Genomic DNA, 22,602 nt, shown 5'->3' on the forward strand with positions numbered 1-22,602 from the left:
ATGAAACCCGTTTTTGAAACAACGTACGGAGCACAACGCACGCCGATGCCAAAGCTTCCGCAACATCGACTACCTCATCAAACCCACGACAGTGGGATTCACACCCTCAATCCCCACGCGTGCAATCTTTCTACGAAAGGGCACATGATGAGCGGTTTTAGCAAAGCTGAGCGCGAAGCCATGAAGGCACGCGCGGAGGAACTGCGCACCCAAAAAGGCGGCAACAAGCGCGTAAAGAACCTCGAGGCCCTTGAGCAGGCAATTGAGGCGATGCCCGCCGGGGACAAAGAAATCGCGATTGCCCTGCATCAGGTGATGAGCGAGGTAGCGCCACAGCTCTACCCACGCACCTGGTACGGTATGCCCGCCTACGAAAACGAACAAGATGTTGTGGTATTCCTGCAGGTCACAAGCAAGTTCGACACCCGCTACACCACCCTGGGCTTCAACCCTTCCGCAACGCTTGACGATGGCGAAATGTGGGCAACTCACTACGCCATCCCCGCCCTCACCGAAGGCGTGAAAGAGCGGATGAAGCAATTGGTGAAGAAGGCCACCGGGGCATAACGGCGGCTGCCCAAAAACGAGGGCTTCAGTTTTTCGGCATACTGGAGCGCATGACTTCACTCCAAGACCTTTTGAACACCAAGCGCGAGGTTGTGGTGACAGACCTCGCCGCGCTGATCGACGCTTCCGTTGAATCCTCCTCCGGCATCAGCGGCATGGCCCTCAAGGGTGCGCTGGGCGCTGCCAAGAAGGTCAACGCAGACATCGTGGTAAAGGCCACCAACAAGCTCCTCCCAGAGATTCTGAGCACCCTGGACCCGTATTGGACCAACTACCAGGCCAACGGCAGCACCGGATTTGGCGCCTACCTGGATGCAAATAGTGAGAACGTGGTGAATGACGTCCTCGCGGTCGTGGATCGCAACGCAGAAAAGGTCAATAACTCCGCGGTACAGAAGGCCTACTCCACGCTGCGCAGCAAAGCCAACAAGCTGGTGGCGCCACACATCGCGGCGCTCGGTGACCTGCTGGAACGCCACGCAGGCTAGCCCAAGAACACGGAAAGGCCAAGCCATGGAGCCTTCGCACACAACACACCATGCGGTGATTGCTTCTGAGCTCGGCCCCATCACTTTGATTGCGCGCAATGAAAATCTGGTTGGGGTGTATTTTGCGCAACACAAAAACCGTCCCCTGGCCGAATCCAAGGCCACACTGGGCTCCCTCATCGAGCCTTCCCAGCACACCACCCTCGCATTAGCCGCTGAACAACTGACACAGTACCTTGCCGGTGAGCTGCGGGATTTCTCCCTACCAATCCACCTTGAGGGCAGCGAGTTCGCCCTACACACCTGGGCGCTGCTGCAGGAGATTCCCTACGGCTCCACCACCACTTACGGCGAACTAGCGAGCAAGTTGGGAAACAGGCATTTTGCGCAGCGCGTGGGCCAGGTGGTTGGGGCCAACCCACTCAGTATCATCGTCCCCTGCCACCGCGTTGTTGGGGCGGACGGCTCCCTCACGGGGTACGCAGGCGGGCTGGAACGCAAACGCCACCTGCTGAACTTGGAAGGCGCGCTGCCCGAGGCACTCTTTTAAGCCCAGAAGGCGGAAATAGGGCGCTATACTTTCACCCCATGGCATCACAACAGCAGGTCACAGCGAGATTTGGCCTGCCCACTTCCCCGCTTGCTCGCGTGCTGCACCAAATCCGTACCACCCAATCCGACCGCACCCTGCTCCACACCCAGCTCGGGCTGTCCCAGGCAAGCGCCACCAGGTACGTTGCCGCGCTGCTGGATGCAGGACTGGTGGAAGAACAATTCAGCGCCGCCGACTCCACCAAGGCCGGCCGCCCACGCATCACACTGCGCGTTGACGGTAGCCACCTTTTGGTGTGGGGCGCGCACGTTGGTGTGTCCAGCGCGGAAATCGTGATCTGCGACGTCTCCGGCCGCATCATCCGCCAGCGCCGCCTGCCACTCGCCGCCAAACACCTCCATCCCAAAGAACACCTTTTCGCACTGGCCACCGCACTCCAGGCGCTCGCCGTGGGCCTCCCGGAACCTGTGGACGTCGGCATTGCATTTTCTTCCCATGTGGATCGGCAGGGATTCATCAATTCCTCGGAGTACGGCTGGAAGGGTGCCGACGTCGCCACGTTGCTCCATGAGGCGTTTGGCAGGCGCGTCACGGTAGCCACGGGTGTACTCGCGATGGCCGGCGCCGAGATCGCCGCAACCCCGATTGCTGGCGAGCATTGGCCCTCTACGCTGTACTTTTACGCCCGCGAAGTGGTAAGCCATGCGTGGATTTTTAATGGCATTGTGCATTACCCACATTCTGGCCGTAAACCAAGTGCGCTGCGGCCAGGTCCTGGCCCTCATGGATTGGCCCCACTGAGTGTGAAGCCGATTTTGGGCAGAGCCGCGGAATTGGGATTTGAGGTGAAAACCTTTGCTGAACTGGTGGAAGCGGCCAAGAATTCAGAACAATTGCGCACAATGTTTCACGAGCGGGCGGAAGCGATGGGCAAGGCAATCGCCGCCGCGGTGGATTTTGTGGACCCGGAGGTTGTGGTCTGCGCCGGCGAGGCTTTCACCCTAGACCCGCAAACGCTAGAGATCACCAAATCGATTCTGCAGGCGGACCACCACAGTGCCGCCCACCTGCAGATTCAGCAGGCGGAGCGCAACATTGTGCAGCGCGCCGCCATGCAGGTGGCGCTTAACGGGTTCCAGCACGATCCGCTGGCATATGCCAACGAGCCAGCACCGTAAGCGGCACCTTAGACGTCGCCTTAAACGTCGAGGAAACGAACGTCCTTGGCACGGCGGGTGATGAAGCTGCGGCGGGCGGAGACGTCGTCACCCATGAGGATGGAGAACAGCTCGTCGGCACGTTGTGCGTCCTCGATGTCCACGCGGCGCAGGATACGCACGCTTGGATCGAGGGTGGTTTCCCACAGCTCGGAGGCGTTCATTTCACCCAGGCCCTTGTAGCGCTGGATGCCGTCATCCTTGTTGATCTTGCGGCCGGCGGCCAGGCCCTCGGCGAGCTGCTGGTCGCGTTCCGCGTCGGAGTAGGCAAAGCCCGGCTCGCCCTTGGCCCACTTGAGCTTGTAGAGCGGTGGTTGTGCCAGGTAGACGTGGCCTTCCTCAATGAGTTGCGGCATGAAGCGGAACAGCAAGGTGAGCAGCAGCGTTGCGATGTGCTGGCCGTCCACGTCGGCATCCGCCATGAGCACGATCTTGTGATAGCGCAGCTTCTTGATGTCGAATTCCTCGTGGATACCGGTGCCCAGCGCCGTGATGATGGCCTGGACCTCGTTGTTCTTCAACACCTTGTCCAGGCGCGCCTTTTCCACGTTCAGGATCTTGCCGCGTAGCGGAAGAATTGCCTGGTAGAGGGAGTCGCGGCCGCCCTTTGCGGAACCACCTGCGGAGTCACCCTCCACGATGTAGAGCTCGGACTTCACCGGGTCCTTGGAGCGGCAGTCGGCCAGCTTACCGGGCAGGCCGCCTAGGTCATTGGCACTCTTTCGGCGCACCAGGTCACGGGCCTTGCGGGCAGCAACGCGGGCGTGCGCGGAGGAAACGGCCTTGGAGATGATCGTCTTTGCTTCCGCAGGGTTGGCATCCAACCAGTCAGACACATGCTCGTTGACCATACGCTGCACGAAGCCCTTGACCTCGGTATTGCCCAGCTTGGTCTTGGTCTGGCCCTCAAACTGAGGGTCGCCAACGCGCACGGAAATCACCGCGGCAAGGCCTTCACGGCAATCATCACCGGTGAGGTTTGCGTCTTTGTCCTTAAGCAGCTTGTGCTCGCGGGCGTAGCGGTTCATCAGGGAGGTCAGCGCCGCGCGGAAACCTTCCTCGTGGGTGCCGCCCTCAAAGGTGTTAATGGTGTTGGCAAAAGTATGCACGCTTTGGGAATAGCCACCATTCCACTGCATTGCCACCTCAACCTCGTGGTCCTCACCCTTGGCATCGAAAGAGATGATGGAGGGGTGGATCACCTGCTTGGACTTGTTCAGGTGCGCAACGTAGTCCTCAAGGCCATTGGGGTAGTAGAAGGTCTTTTTCTTTTCCTTCTTCTTGCCAGCCCCTGCCTGTTCAGCGGCACCTGCCTCAGCACCGGCTTCATCGCCGTCAAGGGACTCCAACGAAATGCCCTCGGCGGTGTCTCCCTCTTCCGCGATCGCCTCGAGCTCGATCTCTTCCTCGGTGGCCCGGAGGTCCTTGAGGGTCATGGTGAGACCCTTGTTGAGGAATGCCATTTCCTGGAGGCGGCGAGCGATCGTATCAAAGTCAAAGGTGGTGGTTTCAAAAATTTCCGCGTCCGGCCAGAAGCGGATGGTGGTGCCGGTGCCGCGGGCATTGCCGCCTTCTTCCAGCGGGAATGGCACGGCGTTGTCAAAGTTTTGGTACCAGTGCTTGCCGTCGCGCTTGATGTCCGCCTCTACGCGGGTGGAGAGGGCGTTCACCACGGAAATACCCACGCCGTGGAGACCACCGGAAACAGCGTAGGAATCGGAATCGAACTTACCGCCGGCGTGGAGCTGGGTCATGACCACCTGGACGGTTGGAGCGCCCGAGGGGTGCATCTCCACCGGAATGCCACGGCCATTATCAATCACTTCAATGCCGCCATCGGCAAGAATGGTGACGTCAACGCGGTCGGCGTAGCCAGCCATTGCCTCATCTACGGAGTTGTCCACAACCTCCCACACCAGGTGGTGAAGGCCGCGCTCACCGGTTGAGCCAATGTACATGCCGGGGCGCTTCCGCACAGCTTCAAGGCCCTCGAGGATGGTAATGGATGAGGCGCCGTATTCGTGTTCAGCATTAGCCACGAGGCTTGGACTCCTTGCGTATTTTTCTACAGACTCTCCCATTCTACACTGCCTACTCCCCTACTGCTAAGACAGTTCGTGCGCGTGGGAGGGCAATGAGGCACCGATTTGGGCAATCGGGTTTATCCGTAGGTGTCTCGAGGACCCCGACCCTTCACATGCAAAGGCCCGTGCCGCCAACTCGGAGTCTTTGGCCCAAAAATCTTCAACTCGGTGATGATCCCCTGCCCCACTTGCCGCGCGATTGCCGCCAAAATGTTGCGCTGCATCATGCGCAAGTTCGTGGCCCAGGCAGTGGAATCACAGGAAATGAACAGTGCCTCGCCTTTGAACATTTCCACCTTGGTGTGCGCAGCCACCTGCGCCCCCACGAGTTCCTCCCAGTTGTTCTGGACCCATCCACCTGCGATTTCTCTGCCCCACCCACGCCGCGAAATCTCGCGTTGGAGCACTGCATTCACGGACTCCAAGTTGTCTTTTTTGGGCAGGCGGCGCCCATCAGGGCCGGTAGGAATGCCTTTCCGACGCCCACCGGACGCCTTGCTCCCGGCGTCTGCTGGGGAGTTAAGGTTGCGTTCCTGCTTGCTCGCCGCGCGTGTGATCTGCTGGGACTTTGGCGCGAGGCCGCGTCGGGAAGCCTCTTTTTGGATGGTATGAAAGGCATCTGAGACGAGGTCGCTCATGGCAGTTCCTCCAGCAATGAGATACGGCCGGTTTCTTGTTGTTCCACGCTCACCTGGAACTTCTTGCCCACGGTGGATTGGAGGTTTTCGGGGAGGTCGCTATCCACGGCCGCAGTGATAAGCACCTGCTCCGCATCTTTGGCAACCGCCACGAGCTTTTCGCGGCGCTTGGCGTCCAGTTCGGCGAATACGTCATCCAAGATAAGCACCGGGTCTGTGCCCATTTGGCGCAGAAGTTGGAAGGAGGCAAGGCGCAGCGCCAGGGCCATTGACCACGTCTCGCCGTGGGAAGCAAAGCCCTTAGCCGGGTAGCTGCCCAGGAGAACGTCCAGGTCATCGCGGTGTGGTCCGATCAGACTCAGCCCACGCTCAATCTCCTTGGAACGCACGGCGCCCAGGTTTGCAAGCATGGCTGCCTCCAGTAGTTCCGCGGTGGTGGACTCGTGCATGTCTACAGTGGAGTTGTAAGCAATCGAGGCAGGCCTAGACTCCGGGGCGATCTGCGCGTAGGCCTCATGGACCAAGGGATTGAGCTGCTCGCACAACTCAAGGCGCCCGGCCAACAACTGCCCACCAAAATGTGCAAGTTGGCCGTCCCACACGTCGAGCGTTGCGAGCGCGCCATCATCATGGCCGTAGCCACGGCGGAGGGAGGAACTTGCCGTTTTCAGCAAAGAATTGCGCTGGCGCAGCACCTTTTCATAGTCCGCTTTCACCCCTGCGTAGCGCGGTTTTTGGGCAATGAGCAGGTCGTCTATGTAGCGGCGGCGCTCCGCTGGCTCCCCGCGAACCAACGCCAAGTCCTCGGGGGAAAACAACACGGTACGAACCACGCCGAGCAACTCGCGCGGGCTTTTCAACCTCGTCCGGTTGATCTGCGCCAAGTTAGAACCCTGCGGCTTGATCAGCAGATGCGTGGTGAGTTCGCGCCCCTCGTTCACCGCAGTCACGGACACCCTGGCCGCCTCCGCACCCATCCTCACCAGCGGGGCATCCTGGGACACCCTGTGTGATCCGAGGTGGGCGGTATACCCAATCGCCTCAATGATGTTGGTTTTTCCATAACCGTTGCGCCCCACAAACACGGTAACGCCAGGCTCCAACGCGATGGTGCATTCCGGCCAAGATCGAAAATCACGCAATTGGAGCTGCCGAATAAACATAAGGCAGTCACCCCTTTTGCATGATTTGTGAATGAAGCAAGTATTAGCCAGGCAGGCGCACGGACATCAGCAGGTAGGAGTAATCCGTCTCCGGTGCTGGGAACGTGCCATCTTCCGAAGCCTGTGGCAATTCCTCCGGTTCTGGGATGAGGATCGCCGGGCGGGAGGACTCGGTGAAGCCGAAGACCACGCGGTCCGTTGGGATAACGCTCAGTCCATCGCGCAGGTAGGAGGGGTTGAACGCAATGATGAAATCATCCTGTCCGGTGTACGCACAAGGAACGTACTCTTCAGCGTGGCCGGCGTCCTGACCAGTGGCGGAAAGGATAAGCTCGCCGGCGTTGAATTGCATGCGGATGTGGGAATTGCGCCCTGCAACCAAGGAGACGCGCCGGATAGCATCCACCAAAGCTGAAATTTCCACGGTTGCCATGGAGGTGTGGTGCTTAGGGAACAGCGGAGCCACGTTGGGGAAATCTGCATCCAGCATGCGAGCAGTGGTCTGGCGCGCATCCACATGGAGGCCAAACAGGCCTTCGCTGCCAATGGATTCACCGCTGCCCACCGCAATTTCCACGGGCTCAGAGGAGTTCAGGCTGCGTGCGCTTTCCGCCAGATTCTTCGCTGGGACCAGCAGGTTTGCCTTGGCGTCTGGGACCGCAGGCACCCACTGGAACTTGCGCGTTGCCAAACGGAAACGGTCCGTGGCGGTAAGCGTTACTTGCTCACCATCAATTTCGATGTGAATGCCGGTGAGCATCTGCAGGGTGTCATCGCGGCCAGCCGCAACCGCCACCTGGCTTACAGCCGCGTTGAACAAGCTAGGGTCCACGGCGCCGGTCACCGCAGGCAGCTTAGGCAGCGGTGGGTAATCATCCAGTGGAATTACAGGAAGTTCAAAGCGAGCAGAGCCACACACCAGCAGCAGAGTTTGGCCGTTCACGGAAAACTCCACCGGTTTGGAAGGCAGCACTGAAACGATTTCCGCAAGCAACTTACCGCCCACGGCCACCTGGCCAGCTTCTTTCACCTCGGCGGGAATTGTGACTTTAGTGGAAACCTCGTAGTCAAAACCCGCGAGCTCAAGGCCGTCAAAAGTGGCGGTGATCAACATTCCTCGAAGTACCGGCTGCGTGGGGTTGGTAGGCAGGCTGCGGGCAACCCAAGCCACGGCAGACGCAAGCTCATCTTTTTCCACGCGGAATGACAGTTCTTGGTGTTCCATGCTTGCCTTCGTACTCCTTTTGCCTTCCAGTTTTTGTGATTCATGCAGGTAGATGCCGGTGTTCCGGCGATTGGACGTTGGTTTTCAGCCAGATGCCCCAAAAGCTGTAATCACAAAAAGTTCACTGCCTAACGTACCTGTATTTTGCCGGCAAAGAAACTTGGAATGACACCTATCTCCCGTCTCCCGGTCGCCCGGCTTTCGTTGCCGCGGTTCAGGGTCAGTCGTTCGACCGCACGCGGCGCAGGTTTTCCCCAAGGCCCATTTCTCCCTTTTAGTTTTAAGAGAAATAGTTGGTAACTACAGTAAGTCCTGTGAATTTGTGTAATTCACCGAAAATCCGCTCGTGGCGCCCCATTTTCACGCTGTGCATAGCAGTGTTGGTTGTCTGTGGATAACCCTGCCACATTGTGGAGAACGCAGCGGGCCGCTTTTTTGTACACATTACTTCCACAAAATTCCGCGTTGCTGTGCACAGGTTGAGTGCGGTTTTGCACAGGGCTGGTGATGCGGCGCGGCGCGGGGGTTGTGCTTTTAGGGATGACCCAATTGTGTGGCAATTCACCAAATAACAATTGTGTAATTACAGGCTTGTGGATAACCCTGTGAGCAACTAGTAAAACCCCAGCTCAGGTTGTGAAAAACGCTGAAAGCTGGGGTTTTGGATGCGGGTTTGGGTGGAGAGGGTGACGTCGGAAATGCCCCTTCTAGCGGACGTTCGCAGACTTGATGCGCTGCGTGATCTGCTGGATCTCGTTGTAGGTGTCGCGGCGCTCTTTGATCTCCGTGCGGATCTTGCGGTCGGAGTAAATGACGGTGGTGTGGTCCTTGTCAAAGTATTCACCGATACGCGGCAAGGAGAAGTCCGTGAGTTCGCGGCAGAGGTACATGGCGAGCTGCCGGGCGTGGGCAATCGCGCGCTTCTTGGAAGTTCCCTTGAGATCCGCGAGCGTGACCTTGAAGTATTCCGCGGTCACCTCCATGATCGACTCCACCGTCACCGCCACCGCCGCCTGCTCCGGCATCATGTCCCGCAGCGCAACCTGGGCATTTTCCAAGTTAATCGGCTGCTTGTTCAGGGAGGCATAGGCGGACACGCGGATGAACGCACCCTCGAGCTCACGGATAGAAGTGTTGAAGCGCGACGCGATGAGTTCCATCACCTCGCGGTCCGGCTGCAGACCTTCTGCCTGGGCTTTCTTGCTCAAAATCGCGATGCGCGTCTCCAGGTCCGGCGGGTAGATATCCGCGATCAGACCCGATTGGAAGCGGGTGCGCAGGCGGTCCTCCAGCGTGGTGAGCTGCTTCGGTGGGCGGTCAGAGGAGAGCACAATTTGCTTGTTGGCCTGCTGCAACGCGTTGAACGTGTGGAAGAACTCCTCCTGGGTACCCTCTTTGCCTTGGAGGAACTGGATGTCATCAACCATGAGGATGTCTAGGTCGCGGTAGCGGCGCTTGAAGGATTCCTGGCGGTCATCGCGCACGGAATTGATGTAGTCGTTCGTAAATTCCTCACTGGAGACGTACTTAATCCGCAAACTTGGATCCAACTGCTGTGCATAGTTTCCAATTGCGTGCATAAGGTGGGTCTTGCCAAGGCCCGAATCACCCCAAATGAACAACGGGTTGTAGGAGCGCGCAGGCTTCTCAGCCACGGCAATAGCTGCGGAAAACGGCAACTTGTTGCTGTCTGAAACCACGTAATTATCAAACGTGTATGCCGGGTTCAGCAGCATAACCCTATTGGGATTATGCGCCGGCATTTCCCTGCGGTACCCGCCCACGGGCTGGTCATTCGCATGATCCACGCGCCAGCGCTGCTCCCAGGAGTTCTCCGTTGCCGGTGCCGGTGCTGGTGCCGGTGGTTCTGGATCTGGTTCCCGTTCCGGCTGGAGTTGGTGCTGAGGTTCGAAGGCCGGTGCTGGTGCCGGGGTGGGTGTTGGTGTTGGAATTGACGACGGTTCCGTGTGTGTTGTGCTCGTGGTGGTGATAGAAACCGCAACACTCATGGGCTTTCCGAGCACGTTGCTCAGTGCCTGGCGGATCGGTTCGCCAAGGTCATGCTCGATTAAGTCTTTGGTGCGCGCGTTGGGCACGGAAATGACAGCGATTCCCTCCAACAGTGCCGCTGGGGTGGCGAGTTGGAGATATGCGCGCTGTTGCGCGGAGACCTGTGGCAACTGCTCAATGACCTCGTGCCAGATTTGGTTGAGGTGCTGCGGGGCCAGCGAGGGGTCGGTCACGGTTCTCATCCTTGAGTTAACGAATTAGTTGGTGCGAATGGTGCTTTTAAGAACTTTTTCACAATTCAAAAACTCACCTGACCATGTATTCCACAATGTTTTCCACAGGTGTGGAAAACGCATTTCACAACGGCTGTGGAAAAAGTTATCCACAAGTATCCCACAACCCTGTGGAAAACTACTAACCGCTTGTCAAGGCTTTGACCTGCACATTTGCGCACAAATTGTCAAAGTCTCAACTGACACTTGAGAGTTTTCCACAGTTTGCGAATCCCACAGGCTGTGAAAAATGCTTCTGTAAATCAGTGATACACGGCTTCTTTCCCCAGTGTCCACCTGCTTATGGCACCACCAATCGGTGCGCGTGCGTGTCGCGGCACGCTCTTGGCTGATTCTCAGATCTGCAGCGCGATCTTGTGGCATGGCGAGAGGGCTGGAGCGGATGGCATCAACGCAAGTGAATTGCAAAAAATTCACCGCCGCCGCGTTGCAGCCCAGCAAAAGACACTGCTGAAATTACATTTTTGTGATTTCAGGGGTAGCGGCGGGGGATGCGCTTGAGGGCGCGTGTCGATTTTGTGTGCAAGCGAAAACTCGCGTAGGCTGTTGGAGTCTGTTACTGCACCCCATAACCATATGGCGTGTGGCATGCGTTGCTCGCTGCCCCTGCGATGGCCTAATTGCGCCGCCGCAATGGATTTTTGAGCTCGCAACAATATCCAACTTTGGGTGATCCACCGCTACTGGTGCGATCACCCGCATTACATCACTATAGGAGTGTTTACCGTGGCAAAGGGTAAGCGGACGTTCCAGCCGAACAACCGTCGTCGCGCAAAGAAGCACGGCTTCCGCATTCGTATGCGCACCCGTGCTGGTCGCGCAATTGTAGCTGCACGTCGTCGTAAGGGCCGTGCAAGCCTGACCGCGTAAATTTTTTACGCTTCAAGCACATCCACGACGGTGCTTCCTCCCCAACACAAGCTCACCAATTCCGAAGCTTTCAAAGCAGCAATTCGGAAAGGTAAGCACGCGGGACGGAGCACCGTCGTTGTGCATATTCGGCTGGTAGAACACCAAATCGCCATTACCGGCGGCCCCAAAATGGGCCTTGTCGTCTCCAAAGCCATCGGCAACGCTGTCACTAGGCATCGGGTATCACGGCAACTGCGCCACGCATTCATGCGCCACTGCCACTTGCTGCCCCGCAACGCGGAAGTCGTGCTTCGAGCCCTGCCGCCTATCGACGTCGCCACGGCACAGCAGGTGGATCAGGATGTCCTGGCGGGGATCGAAAAAGCGCTGCGAAAGGCAGGCCTGTGATGAAACGGCTGCTCATCGGCGCGGTTCGGTTTTACCAAAACTACATTTCCCCCCTTAAGATGGGGTCTACCTGCCGTTTCGAACCAACCTGCAGTGCATACGCTATTCAAGCGCTTTCCGAGCGCGGCGCACTGGTGGGTAGCGTGCTCACGCTGGTTCGGCTAAGCAAGTGCGGTCCCTGGCACCCCGGAGGCTTTGATCCGGTGATGCCAAAACAATCAAAGGAGCAATAGAAGACGTGCTGGACTTCGTTTACTACACCATTGCCGGCATCTTGTGGTTCTGGCATAAAGCAGTGAGCTTTGTGATGTCACCAGACTCCGGATGGTCCTGGGTGCTCGCCATTGTGCTGCTCACCTTTACCATCCGCCTTGTACTGGTGCGCCCAATGCTCAACCAGATGCGCTCCATGCGCAAGATGCAGGAACTGCAGCCGCAGATGCAGGAGATTCGCAAAAAGTACGCGAATGACCAGCAGAAGATGATGCAGGAAACCCGCAAGCTGCAGCAGGAATCCGGCGTAAACCCACTGCGCGGCTGCCTGCCAGTTCTTGTGCAGATGCCAGTGTTCATTGGCCTGTTCCACGTGTTGCGCTCCTTTAACCGTACCGGTACCGGCACCGGCCAGCTCGGCCTCGATCCAGAGCTCAACCGCCAACTGCCCAACTACGTGTTCTCTGCTGACGACGTCCAATCCTTCCTGGACGCCCGCCTGTTCGGTGTGCCACTGTCCGCATACATCTCCATGCCGCAAGACATGTATGACGCCTTCTCCCCGGTGGACTTCACGCGCTTCGACATCGCCCTGGTGGCCGCACCGCTGATTCTCATCATCGTGGTGGCAACCCACCTCAACGCCCGCATGTCCGTGACCCGCCAGAAGCGCCGCCTGGAGTCCGGCCTGCAGAAGCGCCCAGATAATGATCAAATGGCTATGCAGATGGACATGATGAACCGCATGATGATGTGGTTCCTGCCGCTGACGATTCTGTTCACCGGCGTGCTGTGGCACCTGGGCCTGCTGTTCTACATGGTGGCAAACAACATCTGGACCTTCTTCCAGCAGCGCTGGATCTTCTCCAAGATCGACGCCGAAGAGGCAGAGGAAATCGCGGCCAAGAAGGAGGCCAAGCGTGCAAGCGCCCCACGTCCTGGCCAGCGCCCAAACAATCCAAAGAAGCGCCGCTAATTCACCCCGCACAAAGCCCGCTCAGGCGGGCTTTTTTGCTGCTTGGACGCCGTGTCCGGGCCCCGTGCTACCGTAAGCAACGAATGAAAAAAAGGAAGGTTTCACGTGAAACATTCAAAAAACGAGGCCCCCACCATGCCCGCTCCCTCACAGCCTGAGGGCATGCCAGCGGTAGCTGCGGAGATTTTTGGTGAGCGCCTACCCCTGGCTCAGGCCTATCACGAGCTCTTGGCCACTGACGGCTCAACCCGTGGCTTCATCGGCCCCCGGGAAGTCCCACGGCTGTGGGAACGGCACCTGCTGAACTGCGCCGTGATCGGTGAGGCCATGGAGGAGTTTTCTACCGTGGCGGACATTGGTTCCGGCGCGGGCCTGCCGGGTATCCCCCTTGCCATCGCGCGCCCGGACCTCAGTATCACGCTCATTGAGCCTCTACTGAAGCGCTCGGTGTTCCTGGGAGAAGTCAAGGAAAAGCTTGAACTGAGTAATGTCACCGTGATCCGTGGTCGGGCTGAAGAAGTCAGAGGCCAAATGGACCCAGTAGAGGTGGTAACCTCCCGCGCAGTTGCCCCTTTGGGCAAGCTGGCCAAGTGGTCCTTACCCTTAGTAGCTCCCGGTGGCAGGATGATTGCGATGAAGGGCGCCAGTGTGGAAGAAGAGCTCACCAGGGATGCCCAAGAGATTAAAAAGGCTGGTGGCACGGACGCGAAAATCTATACCGTCGGCGCGCTGCTGGAGCAGCCAACCACTGTGATTTCCATCAGGAAGCGCCGTTGAGGGCGTGTACTAGAGTAGATACGAATTCTCCACATAAAGAAGGGACGCATGGACGAGCACAACTGGGATGACACCCCGATTGCCGCAGCGGCACGCCGCGCGGCGCAGGTTCTCACACCCAACGCACTGTCACTGCCGCGCCCTGAATCACCGCGCAGGCTCACCGTGGCAAACCAAAAAGGCGGTGTGGGTAAAACCACGAGCTCGGTGAACCTCGCCGCTGGTCTGGCGATCGGCGGGCTTAAGGTGCTCGTGGTGGACCTCGACCCCCAGGGCAACGCCTCCACCGCGCTTGGCGTGGAGCACCGCGCAGGCACGCTTTCCAGTTACGAGGTTCTGATCGGCGAATGCCAACCAGCAGAGGCCATGGCCCAATCCACCGCCAGCGAAAACCTCTACTGCATCCCCGCCACCATTGACCTCGCGGGCGCCGAGATCGAGCTTGTTTCCATGGTTCGCCGCGAATACCGCTTGGCTGATGCCCTGGATGAGTTCGTCCGCGAACAGGGCTTTGACTACGTGTTCATTGACTGCCCCCCTTCCCTTGGGTTGCTCACCATCAACGCAATGAATGCCGTTGACGAGGTCTTGATCCCCATCCAGTGCGAATACTATGCGCTGGAGGGTGTGGGTCAGTTGCTCAACAACATCACGATGATCCGCCAGCACCTCAACCCCAACCTGCACATCTCCGCAATTCTGCTTACGATGTATGACGCCCGCACCAAACTCGCGGAGCAGGTAAGTGAAGAGGTCCGCGGCCACTTTGGTGACGTCGTGTTGCGCACCAAAATCCCGCGCAGCGTGAAAGTTTCGGAAGCCCCTGGCTACGGGCAGACCGTGTTGCAGTACGACCCCGGCTCGCGGGGTGCACTCGCGTACCTCGACGCGGCAAAGGAGCTCGCCACCCGCGGGGACTACCTCCCCACTGAGGACAGCGCCCCCATCGGGCAAGCCCCCACCAAGCAATAAACTGGAGAAAACATGGCACAGGAAACCCGCAAAGGCGGACTCGGCCGCGGCCTCGCGGCACTGATCACCGCAGGCCCACAGCCAGGCTCCAAGCTTGGCGACGACGCGGCAGACATCGTCATCGGGGAAAAGGGCGCGCCCAAGAAAGCAGCCAACCCCATCCTCGCCGAGGCGGCCAAAGCAACAGTGAGCTACCGCGAAATCCCCGTGGGCCTGATCAGCCCCAACTCCCGCAACCCGCGCACCGTCTTTGATGAAGACGAGCTGGACGAGCTCGTGCACTCCATCAAAGAGTTCGGCCTCCTCCAGCCAATCGTGGTGCGTGAACAGGGCAAAGACCAATACGAGATCATCATGGGCGAGCGCCGCTGGCGCGCCTCCACGAAAGCCGGACTCAAGCGCATCCCCGCGCTCGTGCGCCAGACTGACGACGCCAACATGCTCCGCGACGCCCTGCTGGAAAACATCCACCGCGTCCAACTCAACCCCCTGGAAGAAGCGGCCGCCTACCAGCAGCTTCTCCAAGAGTTCGGCGTGACCCAAAACGAGCTCGCAGACCGCTTGGGCCGCTCCCGCCCCGTGATCACCAACATGATCCGCCTCATGAGCCTGCCCGTGGACGTACAGCGCAAAGTCGCGGCCGGCGTGCTTTCCGGGGGCCACGCCCGCGCCCTGCTGGGCCTGAAGGCGGGAGCAAAGGCCCAGGAAGCCCTCGCTGCCCGCGTCGTCGCCGAAGGGCTGAGCGTGCGCGCCACTGAGGAAGCCGTGACCCTGGCCAACCGCGGCGAAGCCCCGGCACCCACCAAGCGCCCCAAGGCCGCAACGCCAGAGTTCTTCAGCAACGCCGCCTCCAGCCTTGCCGATGAGCTGGACACCAAGGTGTCCGTGAGCGTGGGCAAGCGCAAAGGCAAAATCGTGGTGGAGTTCGGCGGCAAAGAGGACTTTGAGCGCATCATGGGGCTGTTGAAGGGCTAACAGCCATGGCCGCGCCACTGCATATTGAGGCCGTGAGTAAAGACAACGTGCTGGCCGCGCATCCCCTCGCCCTCAGCAGCGTGTTCTGGGAGCTTGCAGACCCCACCCTCAAGTGCGAGCCTGCCTTTGAAAAAGAAGCCTGGCTCCACGCCGCCCTCATGGACTACGGCGAGTGCGGCTTCCACCTCAAGACGCCCGTGGAAACCCTCGCCACCGTGCTGTTTTGCCACGCCAGCATGTGCCCCGGTGCCGCGCAACTGCCCAGCGGACCGCCCGCAGACGGCTTCGTGATCACCTCACTGTTCGCGCAGCCGCGCATCCAAGACATTGCCCCTGCCCTGTTGCTCGACGCCGCCATCATGGCCATCATGCGCCGCGGCGAAGACCACGTGGAAGCCTTCGGTTGGCGCGAAGATTTCGTGGAAGACCCCGAAAACCCCCAGCCAGAGGTGCTCGAAATCCTCGACCAAAGCCCGCGTATTGGCCTCATGAACGCCAACGCCCTGGAGGCCGCGGGGTTTGAGGTGGTCCACCCGCACCCCGCGCTACCTCGCTACCGCCTGGAGCTACCGCCCAAACGTGAGCTGCTGGTGGCCTATGAGGTTTCGTGTTTGACGAGCTCGTCGAACTTATAAGTGCCGGTAGTGTGGGTGTCCTCGTCCAGTAGGTAGAGGCGTTTGACGGCAACTACGATGGCCTCGGCGATGGCGTCGCGAGCCTTGGGGTCAGTGAGTATTGAAACGTCGCCGGGGTTGGTGAGGTAACCCACCACCACTTCCACCGTCGGCATCTCAGTGATGCGCAACAGATCCCAGGTGCGGCCGTGGGCGCCGCAGTTATTCAGCGCCGTGCGGGCAGCGATTTCGCGCTGGATGAAGCCGGAAAGGAGCTCACCAGTGATCGAGCTCTGGCCGGATTCCGAACCAAAGTAGAAGCTGGCCACGCCATTGGCCTTTTGGTTGTGGTACTGGTCCGCCTGCAGGCTGATCATGAGGTCCGCGCCAAAAGCATTGGCCATGTTCGCGCGGTCGGCGTAGCTGGGGTCATCCTGACGGGTGCGGGAAAGAATCGTTTCCACCCCGGCTGCGATCATTCGGCCTTCCACCCTGGTGGCGAGGTCCCAGATGATCTCTTCCTCAGTGATTTGCCCATAAGGGCCCTTCACGCTTTGTCCGCGGTTGCGCCCGCCCAACGCCGGGTCCACCACCACGCGTTTGCCGGCGAGCTGCGGGCCGGACTCGCGCATACGCTCGCGCTCGCGCAGGGCGTGGGGGTTGCCGCCGGTGATGCGGCGGCCGAGGCGGCCGAAAGCGCGGATGGTTTCCGGCCCGCAGATGCCGTCTGTGCGCAGCCCGTAGTTCATCTGGTAGTTCATGAGGGCGGCGTGGGTTTGCTCGCCAAAGCGGCCGTCTAGACGGTCCGGGTAAAAGCCCAGCTCTTGAAGTTGGGATTGGAGTTGGGCTACGTCGTCGCCAACCATGAGATTGCCGGGATGGTATTGCAGCACCCTGGAGCCTAGGCGGTAGGAGGCTTCCCGGATGACGCGCAGCGTGGCGTCATTGATAGCCCCGGAGGCGATGATGCCTCGGGACTGCTGGAAGCTGCGCAGGGCGTCTGCGAGGGTTTCATCGAAGAGGAGGTCTGCTTCGGTGAAGCTGTCCTTGGTGACGGTGGCGTCGGTGGGCAAATGGCCCAACTTAGCGAGTGCGATCCTGACCTCGGCGACCCGTGGGCTGCGGTCACCTACCTGCAAGATGTCAGACACACTGCTCCCTTCTGGAATTCACTGGTTACTCTTGGCAAGGATAGCAGTCAGATGTGCGAGCGCAGCTTCGCCACGATGTTCGCCTTGGGTTGCAGGCCGATCATCTCATCCACCTTCGTGCCCTTTGCAAACACCATCATCGCGGGGATAGACATGATCTGGAACATTGCGGCCAGCTCGCGCTCCTCGTCCACGTTCACCTTGGCGATCACTACTTCGTCGCCAAGCTCCTCTGCCACCTGCTCAAGCACGGGCCCCAACTTTTTGCACGGCCCGCACCACTGTGCCCAAAAGTCCACCAAGACGGGCTTTTCGGAGTCAATGACCGCGGAGCGGAAGGTGTCTTTGGTGACGTTGATGATCTGTGCCATGGGTGATCCTAAAGGGTAGCGAGGTAGTGTTCGGCGTCGATGGCGCCGCGGCAGCCGGAGCCCGCGGCAGTGATCGCCTGTTGATAGTGGCTGTCTACGAGGTCACCGACCGCGAACACACCGGGAATATTGGTTGCAGTGCTTGGGTGATCCACCACTACGTAGCCGGCTTCGTCGGTAGTGATGACGTCCCGGAACATCTCCGAGCGGGGGTCGTGCCCGATTGCCACAAACATTGCGGTGACGTCCAGCGTGGAGAGCTCGCCGGTGACGGTGTCCTGCAGCTCAAGACCCTCCACTTTGCTTTCGCCGAGCACTCGGGAGACCACCTTGTTGGTGGCAAAGCGGATTTTCTCGTTGCTGCGGGCGCGTTCCAGCATCACGGCGGAGGCGCGGAAGTCTTCGCGGCGGTGGACGATGGTCACGGTGTTGGCGAACTTGGTGAGGAAGGTGGCCTCCTCCATAGCGGTGTCGCCGCCGCCGATCACGGCGATGTCCTGGCCTTTGAAGAAGAAGCCGTCACAGGTAGCGCAGGCGGAAACGCCGCGGCCAAGCAAGCTCTGCTCCCCCTCAATGCCCAGGTAGCGTGGCGCGGAGCCGGTGGCCAGGATGACGGCGCGGGCCTCAAAAACTTCCTCGTCCACCCACACCTTCTTGATCTCGCCGGTCAGCTCAACCTTGGTGACCATCTCCATGCGCAGGTCAGCGCCGAATCGCTCAGCTTGGGAGCGCATTTGTTCCATGAGGTCGGGGCCCATGATGCCATCAGCAAAACCGGGGTAGTTTTCCACATCGGTGGTGGTCATCAGCGAACCGCCGTATTCAATACCTTCAAATACCAGCGGTTTCAGCTCGGCGCGAGCCGCATACAGAGCTGCGGTGTAGCCCGCCGGACCCGAGCCGATAATCACGAGATCATGCACTGACATGAACAACCTTTCCACACCTTTGTTGGGACCTGTTTGATTCTACCTTTTCCCCAACACACGCCGCCGCCGCAGTATTTCCCCGCAGGTAACGCGCATTGCCGACGCGCCCAGCGCACACACAATCACCCGTGAGCAGGCGCCTGCAGGAGGTCCTTGAGGGCGGCCCGCGCACGCGCACGCCGCGACTTCACGGTGCCGGGGCGCACACCCAACACACCCGCGGCTGCCTCCACCCCGAGGCCGTGGTAGTCCACCAGCACGATCGCCGCGCGCTGCTCCACGGGGAGCTGCTCAAGGGCGTGGCTGAGGAAGAGGCGGGTGGTAATCACGCGGGTGGGATCGTGGCCAAGGTTGCGCTCCACGTCCAGCTTCTCCAGGCTTTCGGCATGTTTGGAGCGTTTGCGCTGCATGTGGTCGTAGCAGGTGTTGCGGACCATGCGTTGCAACCAGGTGCCCAAGCTTGCATCCCCGCGATAGCGGTCGATGTTGGCGATGACCTTCAGCATGGTGTCCTGCATGACGTCGTCGGCGTCGTGTTCGCTGCCGGTGTAGCGCCGCGCCAGCATCCACAGCTTGCGGTAGTGCCTGCGCGTGATTTCGGCGAACGCCTGGTGGTCCCCGTGCGTAAACGTTTCCACAAGCTCGAGGTCATTCATGGCCGCCAGCTTGGCGGCCTCCTGGTCGGTGGGCGGCCGCGTGGGCTTGAGGTATCCGTTTCCGGTGTGTGGTTGCTCGTTGGATGCCATTGCACAATCTCCCCCCAAGGCGATCCTTCAGCGCTCCCCTAGCGCTGCCCCACTAGTATGCGTGCCCACCAGCGAGTGAAAAACCCCTGCGGCGCCAAATGCGTTTGCTCGCCTTTGGCCACCTCAGCGCCCTTTAAGGTTTCTCAGGCAAAACTACTTTGCTGTAATTACTCATGAGGGATTCCTCCCCCTCATGAGCTCTACCCTGCCCAAACGCCAGCGGGCTTGGCCACGAGAAAACCCGCAGCAATAAGGTGCTGCGGGTCTCATGAGGGGTTAGGGTGTCACGCCACTGTAAGAAAGCGGCATCACTTGCGCAATCGTTGGATATTCCTGATCTGGGGACACCCCCTCGGCGTGGAGCATCACCGCCAGCGCCGCGTAGTCCTTCGGCGGCAGTTCTACGCGTTGTTGGTCTTGGGTGAGGCGGACTTCCGTGAGCAGGTTCCCCTGCCCCTCATAAGCATTGGGCAGTTCCAGGACCTCGATGCGCAGGCCCACCGCGTTGGTGCTCTCCACCACGATCGCGTGGATCGGCATTGACTGGTCCAGCACTACGGTGGTCCCCTGTGTGCCTGAGCTGGAGAGGTTACTCAGTACGTCCTGGGGCGCCACCACAATTTCCGGGCCGACGGGCTCGGGGGCCTGGGAGCTGAGTTGGATGGACTCCTGCGTGATTGGTGAGTCCGGGGTGTCCAGCAAACTGGTGAGGTAGGCGGTCACCACCGCGGCCAACACCACGAGCACGGTGGCCAGGCCAGCGAGCGCGATCAGGGCGCTGCGGGAGTAGCTCTTGGCGCCGAAACCGGGGGCGCGGTTGGGCTGCGGGGCCTCGGGCTGGTCGGGAACCTCCAGCTCCTCAGCAGCCTGGCCGCCGTCAAGGGCGGTGATCGCGGCGGGAAGCTGCGTTGCGGGCGCGTTGAACATGCTGAGGACGGCGGTGGGCGCGTCGGCACGAATGAGTGAGCCGAGGGCCGTGCGTAGGCTTGCGACGTCTTTGTCTGCAGAGTTTTCTTCAAGGACCGCCGGGAACGCGAGGACCGCTACGCCGTCGGTGGAGATGCGGATGCGGGCGCGGTTGTCCAAGCCAACGGCGATGCCGGCCTCGTGGGCGGCTTGGGTGGCGTCGGCAAGCGGCGCGAATGCGTGGATGGCGCTGGTGGGTTCAACGGTTTCCGGGTCGAGGGAGGAAAGGGGCGCGCCGGGGATCCAGTCGGCCACGATGAGGCAGCCGTTGCGGTAGCTGAACACCTGGATGTTGGGCGCCACGCCATCGTGCTTGAGGCTGGCCAGAATTTGGGTGTGGCGCATCACGGTGGCGGCGTGGCTTGCGGACTCAGCGGGAGTACGCGGTGCTTGGGGAGCTTGTCCCGACGTATCCACGAAGGTCAAAGCCACTTCCCTACCCGTTGCCTTTTCTTTGGCGTGCCAAAAGCGCGCGGTGGCTACGGCGCCGTGCTCGGCGAGCAGCCGATAGCGGCCGTCGGAAACCTCTGCACCGGGGACCAGGCGTGGGCCGCGGACGATGCCTGCGGACATTGGTGGTGGGACGGGGGTGGCGTTGAAGGAGTCGTCGAAGGGGAGCTGCTCGGTGGCCGTGAGGACCGCGGCGGGCATTGGTGTGCGGGCCCGGATGAGGCGGTTGAGCCCAGGGATGCGCCCGGCCACACCGGCGAGGCTTTGCACCTCTGGCAGGCCGGAGCGCGCGAGAATCAGCCCGGTGATCACCAGGAACACTACGCCACACACCGCCAGTTCCACGAGGTAGGTGGGCGACCCAATGCGCGCGTACAACATGTCCAGCGGGCGTGAAAGCAACGCCGAGACACCCAAGGCAACAAGGCCCGCGATGGCGGAGGCACCCAATGCCCACGCCGCGGTGAGCCCCACTTCCCGCATACCCAAGTTGCCCAGTTTGCGGCGCAGCAGCAGCCCGCCGATCACCGCGCCAGTCACAAAGCCGAAGCCATTGGCAGCGCCCAGCAGAATTACCACGCGGGTTGGCGAGGTAGCCACGAACGGCGCCGCCATGGACAGCGCAACCTTGGTGATGGTGATGCCGGCGATGACGAATGTGGGGGTCCAGGCCTCCTCGCGGGCGTAGAACACGCGCAGATGCAGAAGAACCAGGGCGTATGGCAGCAGCGTGAAGGAGGAGGAAGTGAGCGTCCAGCCCAACAGGGTGGCCGATTCCGGGCTGAACTTGCCGTAAGCAAACAGGCCGTTGGCGATCTGCGGGCCAAAGTAGTTCATGAACATTGCGATCGGGATGAGCGCAATGAAGGTGAGCTTGGAGCCCACCACGAGGTCGTGGACAACCGCGCGGTCGTCGCCATTGGCCGCGTTGCGGGATAGCCGCGGCATGATGGCAGTGAGTAGGGTGACGCCAATGATCCCGTATGGAACCTGCAAGAGCAGCCACGCTTGCTGGTAAATGTTGGGAGCTTCGGCGTCGGCTGCCGCGGCGATGCGCGTGGTGATGAAGTAGCCCGCCTGCGAGATAGCAACGTAGACAATGATCGCCACCGCCATCCCGCCGAACTGCTTGAGGCGGTCATCGATCCCCCACAGCGGCTTCAGGCTGACCCCGGCGCGTCGGATTGCCGGCAGCATGATCGCGGCCTGCGTAATCACACCCAAGGTGGTGCCGATGCCCAGCAGCAGCACATGCGGGTCCGTCACCGGCGCCTGATCGCCCGGATGCAATTCCCCAGGTACGAACATGTAGAGGCTCAGCACTGCCAGGGTGATCACATTGTTGACCACCGGCGCCCACGCCCCCGGCTTGAACACGCCCTTCGTGTTGAGCACGGCCATGAGCAGCGCAAAGATGCCGTAGAAGTAGATCTGCGGCAGCAATAGGTAGGCAAAGGAGGTGGATTGGAAGACGTTCACCTTGGAGTTTGGCCCCAGCGGCAGGCCCACCAGCCAGGGCGCAGCGATCACCGCGAGCACCGTGATGCCAATCAGCACCGAGGACGCCAGGGTGAACAGGCGCCGAATGAAGGCCTCTCCCTGATCCGGGTCTTCCTTCTCCGCGCGCACCAGCACCGGCACCACCAGGGAGGTGAGCACTGCGCCGAGCACGATTTCCGTGATCAGGTTGGGCAGGGTGTTGGCCGTGTTGAAGGCGGAGGCCACTGCGCCGCCCAAGGCGGTGGTGATGAGCACGTTGCGCAGAAAGCCGGTGATGCGGCTTGCGAGGGTGGCGATCGCCATTGATCCGGTGGAACGGACTACGTCGGCGTCGCTGACTTCCTTCGGGGCGCTGACCAGTTTCGCGCGTGGCTGTGGGGCCACCACTGGCGCCGGGGGTGCTGGCACAATGATGCGGTGGCGCAGCCCTTGTTGGGACTTGGGTGAGTGCAAAATGCAATCCT

The 22,602-nt window shown here is 60.4% G+C and carries 22 protein-coding genes; 12 read left to right on the forward strand and 10 right to left on the reverse strand.

From position 1 onward, the window contains the following. The first annotated feature begins 144 nt into the window (after positions 1–144). The 4 genes from NQ018_RS08250 to NQ018_RS08265 are packed head-to-tail and all read left to right on the forward strand — an operon-like array spanning position 145 to position 2,786. Positions 145–567, forward strand: coding sequence for a hypothetical protein (locus NQ018_RS08250; RefSeq protein ID WP_257060280.1), 423 nt, complete (start codon positions 145–147; stop codon positions 565–567). A gap of 50 nt (positions 568–617) precedes the next feature. After that, entirely contained in the window at positions 618–1,055 is a 438-nt protein-coding gene (locus NQ018_RS08255) for a DUF6918 family protein (protein WP_257060282.1), read from the forward strand. A 25-nt stretch (positions 1,056–1,080) separates the two neighbouring features. Next, on the forward strand, positions 1,081–1,605 hold the full coding sequence (locus NQ018_RS08260) for a methylated-DNA--[protein]-cysteine S-methyltransferase (protein WP_257060285.1): 525 nt from the start codon (positions 1,081–1,083) through the stop codon (positions 1,603–1,605). 38 nt (positions 1,606–1,643) lie between these two features. Further along, entirely contained in the window at positions 1,644–2,786 is a 1,143-nt protein-coding gene (locus tag NQ018_RS08265; protein WP_257060287.1) for an ROK family protein, read from the forward strand. Between the two features lie 20 nt (positions 2,787–2,806). Here the strand turns inward: NQ018_RS08265 and gyrB are convergent, their stop codons facing one another. From gyrB to dnaA, 5 genes are all read right to left on the reverse strand, one after another. Further along, positions 2,807–4,864 carry a DNA topoisomerase (ATP-hydrolyzing) subunit B gene (gene gyrB / locus NQ018_RS08270; protein ID WP_257060288.1) on the reverse strand — a complete coding sequence of 686 codons (2,058 nt, stop codon included), beginning with the start codon at positions 4,862–4,864 and terminating at the stop codon, positions 2,807–2,809. Between the two features lie 122 nt (positions 4,865–4,986). After that, on the reverse strand, positions 4,987–5,547 hold the full coding sequence (locus tag NQ018_RS08275) for a DciA family protein (protein WP_257060289.1): 561 nt from the start codon (positions 5,545–5,547) through the stop codon (positions 4,987–4,989). Further along, positions 5,544–6,710, reverse strand: coding sequence for a DNA replication/repair protein RecF (gene recF / locus NQ018_RS08280; RefSeq protein ID WP_257060290.1), 1,167 nt, complete (start codon positions 6,708–6,710; stop codon positions 5,544–5,546). Before recF ends, NQ018_RS08275 begins: the two co-directional genes overlap by 4 nt. A gap of 43 nt (positions 6,711–6,753) precedes the next feature. Continuing rightward, positions 6,754–7,935: a DNA polymerase III subunit beta gene (dnaN, locus tag NQ018_RS08285; RefSeq protein ID WP_257060291.1), complete on the reverse strand. Its 1,182-nt coding sequence runs from the start codon at positions 7,933–7,935 to the stop codon at positions 6,754–6,756. 707 nt (positions 7,936–8,642) lie between these two features. Then, complete coding sequence (gene dnaA, locus NQ018_RS08290) at positions 8,643–10,187, reverse strand: chromosomal replication initiator protein DnaA (RefSeq protein WP_444861402.1); 1,545 nt, start codon at positions 10,185–10,187, stop codon at positions 8,643–8,645. Positions 10,188–10,964: 777 nt separating this feature from the next. Here dnaA and rpmH point away from each other — a divergent pair. The 8 genes from rpmH to NQ018_RS08330 all read left to right on the forward strand — a co-directional run bounded on the left by rpmH (position 10,965) and on the right by NQ018_RS08330 (position 16,046). Continuing rightward, entirely contained in the window at positions 10,965–11,108 is a 144-nt protein-coding gene (gene rpmH, locus NQ018_RS08295) for a 50S ribosomal protein L34 (RefSeq protein WP_257038613.1), read from the forward strand. Between the two features lie 30 nt (positions 11,109–11,138). After that, entirely contained in the window at positions 11,139–11,498 is a 360-nt protein-coding gene (gene rnpA / locus NQ018_RS08300) for a ribonuclease P protein component (protein ID WP_257038614.1), read from the forward strand. Next, the gene (yidD, locus tag NQ018_RS08305) at positions 11,498–11,731 is read left to right on the forward strand and encodes a membrane protein insertion efficiency factor YidD (protein WP_257038615.1); all 234 of its coding nucleotides are present in this window, start codon (positions 11,498–11,500) and stop codon (positions 11,729–11,731) included. The genes rnpA and yidD overlap by 1 nt, the downstream gene beginning before the upstream one ends. 5 nt (positions 11,732–11,736) lie before the next feature. Next, the gene (gene yidC, locus NQ018_RS08310) at positions 11,737–12,687 is read left to right on the forward strand and encodes a membrane protein insertase YidC (RefSeq protein WP_257038616.1); all 951 of its coding nucleotides are present in this window, start codon (positions 11,737–11,739) and stop codon (positions 12,685–12,687) included. Between the two features lie 162 nt (positions 12,688–12,849). Next, positions 12,850–13,464 carry a 16S rRNA (guanine(527)-N(7))-methyltransferase RsmG gene (gene rsmG, locus NQ018_RS08315; protein WP_373456418.1) on the forward strand — a complete coding sequence of 205 codons (615 nt, stop codon included), beginning with the start codon at positions 12,850–12,852 and terminating at the stop codon, positions 13,462–13,464. A gap of 48 nt (positions 13,465–13,512) precedes the next feature. Then, complete coding sequence (locus NQ018_RS08320; RefSeq protein ID WP_257060293.1) at positions 13,513–14,436, forward strand: ParA family protein; 924 nt, start codon at positions 13,513–13,515, stop codon at positions 14,434–14,436. Between the two features lie 12 nt (positions 14,437–14,448). Beyond that, positions 14,449–15,411: a ParB/RepB/Spo0J family partition protein gene (locus tag NQ018_RS08325; protein ID WP_257038618.1), complete on the forward strand. Its 963-nt coding sequence runs from the start codon at positions 14,449–14,451 to the stop codon at positions 15,409–15,411. Positions 15,412–15,416: 5 nt separating this feature from the next. Then, on the forward strand, positions 15,417–16,046 hold the full coding sequence (locus tag NQ018_RS08330) for a hypothetical protein (RefSeq protein WP_257052455.1): 630 nt from the start codon (positions 15,417–15,419) through the stop codon (positions 16,044–16,046). On the opposite strand, the gene NQ018_RS08335 is transcribed toward NQ018_RS08330, so the two are convergent. From NQ018_RS08335 to NQ018_RS08355, 5 genes are all read right to left on the reverse strand, one after another. Beyond that, the gene (locus tag NQ018_RS08335; RefSeq protein ID WP_257060294.1) at positions 16,007–17,176 is read right to left on the reverse strand and encodes an N-acetylmuramoyl-L-alanine amidase; all 1,170 of its coding nucleotides are present in this window, start codon (positions 17,174–17,176) and stop codon (positions 16,007–16,009) included. The genes NQ018_RS08330 and NQ018_RS08335 overlap by 40 nt on opposite strands. Before the next feature lie 47 nt (positions 17,177–17,223). Next, positions 17,224–17,547 carry a thioredoxin gene (gene trxA / locus NQ018_RS08340; protein WP_257038621.1) on the reverse strand — a complete coding sequence of 108 codons (324 nt, stop codon included), beginning with the start codon at positions 17,545–17,547 and terminating at the stop codon, positions 17,224–17,226. Between the two features lie 8 nt (positions 17,548–17,555). After that, on the reverse strand, positions 17,556–18,476 hold the full coding sequence (gene trxB / locus NQ018_RS08345) for a thioredoxin-disulfide reductase (protein WP_257060297.1): 921 nt from the start codon (positions 18,474–18,476) through the stop codon (positions 17,556–17,558). Between the two features lie 122 nt (positions 18,477–18,598). Beyond that, complete coding sequence (locus NQ018_RS08350) at positions 18,599–19,222, reverse strand: sigma-70 family RNA polymerase sigma factor (protein ID WP_257060298.1); 624 nt, start codon at positions 19,220–19,222, stop codon at positions 18,599–18,601. 276 nt (positions 19,223–19,498) lie between these two features. After that, positions 19,499–22,591 carry a murein biosynthesis integral membrane protein MurJ gene (locus NQ018_RS08355; protein ID WP_257060299.1) on the reverse strand — a complete coding sequence of 1,031 codons (3,093 nt, stop codon included), beginning with the start codon at positions 22,589–22,591 and terminating at the stop codon, positions 19,499–19,501. Positions 22,592–22,602: the final 11 nt, after the last annotated feature.

The organism is Corynebacterium kozikiae, from assembly GCF_024580965.1.
In the GTDB taxonomy this organism is placed as follows: domain Bacteria; phylum Actinomycetota; class Actinomycetes; order Mycobacteriales; family Mycobacteriaceae; genus Corynebacterium; species Corynebacterium kozikiae.